4 protein-coding genes and 1 pseudogene are annotated in these 3,537 nt (G+C 71.9%); 4 read left to right on the forward strand and 1 reads right to left on the reverse strand.

Annotated elements, in window-relative coordinates:
- The 3 genes from ACFQ36_RS21635 to ACFQ36_RS21645 form a co-directional block, all read left to right on the forward strand.
- Window positions 1-765: dihydrolipoamide acetyltransferase family protein (locus ACFQ36_RS21635; protein WP_377017440.1), on the forward strand; the 765-nt coding region annotated here is incomplete at its 5' end.
- A gap of 119 nt (window positions 766-884) precedes the next feature.
- The gene (locus ACFQ36_RS21640; protein WP_377017442.1) at window positions 885-1,079 is read left to right on the forward strand and encodes a hypothetical protein; all 195 of its coding nucleotides are present in this window, start codon (window positions 885-887) and stop codon (window positions 1,077-1,079) included.
- A gap of 172 nt (window positions 1,080-1,251) precedes the next feature.
- Window positions 1,252-2,094 (forward strand): MBL fold metallo-hydrolase, encoded by an 843-nt coding sequence (locus ACFQ36_RS21645; protein ID WP_377017444.1) that lies wholly within the window; start codon window positions 1,252-1,254, stop codon window positions 2,092-2,094.
- Here the strand turns inward: ACFQ36_RS21645 and ACFQ36_RS21650 are convergent.
- A complete protein-coding gene (locus tag ACFQ36_RS21650) occupies window positions 2,091-3,047 on the reverse strand; it encodes a phosphatase PAP2 family protein (RefSeq protein ID WP_377017446.1) in 957 nt (318 codons plus the stop codon). The two genes, ACFQ36_RS21645 and ACFQ36_RS21650, sit on opposite strands and share 4 nt — an antisense overlap.
- 88 nt (window positions 3,048-3,135) lie before the next feature.
- Here ACFQ36_RS21650 and ACFQ36_RS21655 point away from each other — a divergent pair.
- Window positions 3,136-3,537, forward strand: a pseudogene (locus ACFQ36_RS21655) (O-succinylbenzoate synthase); the annotation flags it as partial.

A 3,537-nucleotide genomic window follows, 5' to 3' on the forward strand; every position in this document is an offset into this window, starting at 1 on the left:
GCTGCCGCCCCGGTCGCCCCGGCGGCTCCCGCCGGACCCCAGTCCCTGCCCGGCACGGATTCCCGGACGGGCCTCGGCATCGCGTCCCGGACGCCGATGCGCGGGGTGCGCAAGGCCGTGGCGGAGGCGATGTCCCGCAGCCGCACGGAAATCCCCGAGGCGACGGTGTGGGTGGACGTGGACGCCACCGCCCTGGTGGAACTGCGCGAGTCGCTCAAGGCGCGCGACCCGGAGAACACCCCCGGCCTGCTGGCCTTCATCGCCCGCTTCGTGCTGGCCGGGCTGGCCCGGTACCCGGAGCTGAATTCACGGATCGAGGACGGGGAGATCGTCCGGTTCGACGGCGTGAACCTCGGCTTTGCCGCCCAGACCGGGCGCGGGCTGCTGGTACCCAGCATCCGCGGCGCGCACCGGCTGAACGCCCGGCAGCTGGACGCCCAGATCCGCCGGCTCACCGGACTCGCCCGCGAAGGCAAGGCAAGCCCGGCCGAACTGACCGGCGGCACGTTCACGCTGAACAACTACGGCGTGTTCGGCGTGGACGGCAGCGCCGCGATCATCAACTACCCGGAGGCGGCGATCCTGGGGGTGGGCCGGATCATGGACCGGCCGTGGGTGCTCGGCGGCCAGCTGGCCGTGCGCAAGGTGGCCGAGCTGGTCCTGGTCTTCGACCACCGGATCTGCGACGGCGGCACCGCCGCCGGGTTCCTGCGCTACGTGGCGGACGCGATCGAGAATCCCGCCACGGTGCTGGCCGAGCTGTGACCGCACCCGGGGCGGGCTTCCGTCCGGACATCCCCGCTGTTGGGCGCAGCGGCAGATGACGGCGAAACAGGACCCGGGAATCCCTTCCCAGCAGGAGGGGAGGATGCCACCCTTGGACCATGACACAACTGCCGGAGGCATATCAGCGCTACCTGGACCAGCTTGGCAGCACCCACGCCGAGGCCCTGCGTCCGGTCTTCCTGGAGTCCGCGGCCGAACGCGAGCACGGCGTGCTGGTCCGCGGGGCCGGCACCCACTACGTGCAGGCCGTGGTGGACGCGCGGATTCCCTACGGGGAAGTGCGCGAAGAATAAGGCCCGGCAGCACCGCAGGGCACGCCGGCGCACCACTGCCGGCGTGCACCCATGCCTCTGCCCGCGGTAACTTAGCTAGGTAGCGCGGGCGGGCCCTGAGCCGCCTGCCCGCGCTGTAGCCAGCGGCGGCGAAGCGCCGCCGGACATACCGCAACGGAGGGGACCGGCCCGCATGAGCGATGCCGCACAAGCCGAACACACCGCAGCCATGGCCGAATACCTGCAGGTGGCACCCGGAAACTACGTGATCCGGACCAGGGACTACCGGCTCAACTCCGGCCTGGTCATTGGGCGCGACAAGGCCATGGTCATCGATACCGGTGCCGGGCCGCGCCAGGCGCGGCAGATCTACACGGCGGTGCGGGAGCTGACCAAGCTGCCCCTCGTCGTGGTCAATACCCACTCGCATTTCGACCATGTCTTCGGCAACGCCTTCTTTGCCGACAACGGCGTGCACGAGTTCTATGCGCACCGCAACTGCGGGCACGACATGGCCGAGAACGGTGCCGAACAGCGCGCGCTCGTGGCCGGCACCGAACCGGAGATGGCCGCCGCTACGGGCCGGCACACCGGGATCCGGGTGCCCACCAGGCTGGTGGACGCCCAGCCGGTCACGGTGGAACTGGGCAACCTGCCGGTGAAGCTTTTCTACCTGGGCCGCGGACACACGGACGGGGACCTGCTGGTGGGCACGCCCTCGACGCTGTTTGCCGGGGACCTGGTGGAACAGGGAGCGTATCCGCAGTTCGAGGATTCCTACCCGCGGGACTGGGTGGACACCCTGCGCCGGGTCTCGGCCCTGCGGCATGAGTACGAGGTGCTGGTGCCCGGCCACGGACAGACGGTCAGCTACGCCTTCGTCAAGAGCATGTGGGAGACCATGGCACTGGCGGTGCGGATGGCCAGTGCCGCCAGCCGGGAGACACCCTCGGACTCCACCAAGGCGATTCCGATCCTGCCCTATGGGCCGGTGCAGTCCCGGATCCTGCTCGAGCGGCTGCGGAGTGCCCGTTAGGGCAGGGCGTGCCTCTTGGTGCGGGGCGCGGGGCGCCCCGCCTGCAGGCTGAACAGCCACGTCAGCAGCGCGCTGAGCAGCATGCCGGTGGCGGTGATCAGCCCCAGTCCGGCCCAGAAGAACAGCGGCAGCAGCCCCGTGCCGGGGGTGGGCGCGGGGCCCACCCGGCTGATGTACCAGTAGAGTTCGGCGGCCGTCGCCGTCCCCAGCAGCGCCAGCAGCCAGCACAGCCGGGGCCACCAGCGGGACGAGGCCCAGAAGGTGCCGTAGCCGTGGAACACGTTCCAGCCTTCGCCGGAGCGCAGCACCAGCGGCCCGGCGAGCAGCGTCCAGAATCCGGCCACCAGGAAGGCTGCCACCACGTCCGCCGGCCGGTGCCAGCCGCTGATCAGGGTGGCGGCGCCGGCCAGCACCGCGTACAACCCGCCGGCCGCCGCGGTGAAGGGCCGCCACCTGGGGGAGACCACCAGGAAGACGGCCAGGGCCGCCGCGGCGGCGATGGTGGTGTGGCCGGACGGCAGCGAATTGTGCGCCAGCATGGACACACCCCAGTCCGGCCGCTCCAGCAGCAGGTTCTTCAGCAGCCAGCTGCTGGCCGCTGAGGCTGCCACCACGCCGACGGCCGCCGCGGCGGCAGACCAGCGCCGCCGCGCCAGCACCACCCAGACCAGCACCAGCGCGGCCAGGGCGGCGGAGACATCCGGGAGCAGCGCCAGGAACCGCAGGGACAGGCCGCGCCCCAGCCGCCAGCCGGACTCGGCCTCGGCCCAGGCGGATTCATCCACGAACTGGCCCGTGGCGGTGCGCACGAACACGTAGTAGGTGCAGGCGAAGGCGGCGGCGCACAATGCGGCCCCGAGCCAGAAGAGCACGGGCGAACGGCCGGCCCGCCGGGAGCGGGCCGGCCCGGCTGCACGGGTGCCGGCGCGGGGCTGCGGTCTTGGAGAACTCATCTTTTAACAGGTTGCCACAGCTGGCTGTGCCGGTCCTGTCACCCGCCCGGCGCGGAAGCCGGCTGCTGGCCCGGCGTACAGTGGAGCCGTGAACGATGACTTGCCGGACCTGGAGGAACTGCTGGCCGCCGCGCGGGTGGTGAGCCTGCCGATGAAGGTCAGGTTCCGCGGCGTGCTGCAGCGCGAGGCCCTGCTCTTGCACGGTCCGGCGGGCTGGGCGGAGTTTTCCCCGTTTACCGAGTACGACGAGGCCGAGGCCGTGCCTTGGCTGCGGGCGGCGATCGAGGCGGGCTGGCAGGGCTTCCCGCCGCCGCTGCGCCGGTCGGTTCCGGTGAACGCCACGGTGCCGGCGGTGCCCCCGGCCCAGGTGCCGGCGGTCCTGGCCCGGTATGACGGCACGCAGACGGTCAAGGTCAAAGTGGCCGAGCGGGGCCAGGACGTGGACGCCGACGTGGCCCGGGTGGCAGCGGTGCGGGCGGTGCTGCCGGAC

The sequence above is a fragment of the Arthrobacter sp. GCM10027362 genome, from assembly GCF_042679445.1.
GTDB lineage: Bacteria > Actinomycetota > Actinomycetes > Actinomycetales > Micrococcaceae > Crystallibacter.